Below are 1,760 nucleotides of genomic sequence, written 5' to 3' on the forward strand. Positions count from 1 at the left end.
TGCGGCCCTTACGGGAATGGGTGTTCGGCGGTGTCCTACTCTCCCACGTAGTCTCCCACGCAGTACCATCGGCGCTGAGGGGCTTAGCTTCCGGGTTCGGAATGGGACCGGGCGTTTCCCCCTCGCTATGACCGCCGTAACTCTGTGGAGTTGTCCAGGCCGCTCCACACACATGGTGTGTGGGGTGGGTGGCTCCAGAACCGTACAGTGGACGCGTCAACATTGATCTTTGTGTTGTGGTGAAGTTGTTGGCCAATTAGTACCGGTCAGCTCCACGGGTCTTTAGTCCCCGCTTCCACGTCCGGCCTATCAACCCAGTGTTCTGCTGGGGGCCTTCCCACCTCGAGGGTGGTGGAAACCTCATCTTGAAGCAGGCTTCCCGCTTAGATGCTTTCAGCGGTTATCCCTTCCGAACGTAGCCAACCAGCCGTGCTCCTGGCGGAACAACTGGCACACCAGAGGTTCGTCCGTCCCGGTCCTCTCGTACTAGGGACAGGCCTTCTCAAGTTTCCTGCGCGCGCAGCGGATAGGGACCGAACTGTCTCACGACGTTCTAAACCCAGCTCGCGTACCGCTTTAATGGGCGAACAGCCCAACCCTTGGGACCTACTCCAGCCCCAGGATGCGACGAGCCGACATCGAGGTGCCAAACCATGCCGTCGATATGGACTCTTGGGCAAGATCAGCCTGTTATCCCCGGGGTACCTTTTATCCGTTGAGCGACGGCGCTTCCACAAGCCACCGCCGGATCACTAGTTCCGACTTTCGTCCCTGCTCGACCTGTCAGTCTCACAGTCAAGCTCCCTTGTGCACTTACACTCGCCACCTGATTGCCAACCAGGCTGAGGGAACCTTTGAGCGCCTCCGTTACATTTTGGGAGGCAACCGCCCCAGTTAAACTACCCACCAGGCACTGTCCCTGATCCGGATTACGGACCGAGGTTAGATGTTCAGAACGACCAGAGTGGTATTTCAACGATGACTCCACAACCACTGGCGTGGCTGCTTCACAGTCTCCCACCTATCCTACACAAGCCGTCCCGAACACCAATACCAAGCTATAGTAAAGGTCCCGGGGTCTTTCCGTCCTGCTGCGCGTAACGAGCATCTTTACTCGTAATGCAATTTCGCCGAGTTCACGGTTGAGACAGCGGAGAAGTCGTTACGCCATTCGTGCAGGTCGGAACTTACCCGACAAGGAATTTCGCTACCTTAGGATGGTTATAGTTACCACCGCCGTTTACTGGGGCTTAAATTCTGAGCTTCGCCCAACCGAAGTTGAGCTGACCCGTCCTCTTAACCTTCCAGCACCGGGCAGGCGTCAGTCCGTATACATCGTCTTGCGACTTCGCACGGACCTGTGTTTTTAGTAAACAGTCGCTTCTCCCTGGTCTCTGCGGCCCTCAAAGGCTAGCCAGCAAGTGGCTTCACCCCTCAGGCCCCCCTTCTCCCGAAGTTACGGGGGCATTTTGCCGAGTTCCTTAACCATGATTATCTCGATCGCCTTGGTATACTCTACCTGACCACCTGAGTCGGTTTAGGGTACGGGCGGCTAACACCTCGCGTCGAGGCTTTTCTTGGCAGCATAGGATCACCCTGCTTCCCGCGTTCGCGGTCACCATCGGGTCTGAGGCTTGTGTGAGGCCCGGATTTGCCTGGACCTCGCCCTGCTCCCTTGGACGTGCATAGCCATTAAGCACGCGGAGGCTACCTGTCTGCGTCACCCCTGTTAATACGCTTACCTAATGCCGGTTCGGGTT

At 57.1% G+C, this 1,760-nt stretch carries 2 rRNA genes; both read right to left on the reverse strand.

The annotated features are described in order from the left end of the window. Positions 1 to 22 precede the first annotated feature (22 nt). A 5S ribosomal RNA gene (gene rrf, locus M3148_RS16855) occupies positions 23 to 139 on the reverse strand. Positions 140 to 236: 97 nt separating this feature from the next. Then, a 23S ribosomal RNA gene (locus M3148_RS16860) occupies positions 237 to 1,760 on the reverse strand; the annotation flags it as partial.

This window comes from Georgenia satyanarayanai, from assembly GCF_023715365.1.
Taxonomy (GTDB): domain Bacteria; phylum Actinomycetota; class Actinomycetes; order Actinomycetales; family Actinomycetaceae; genus Oceanitalea; species Oceanitalea satyanarayanai_B.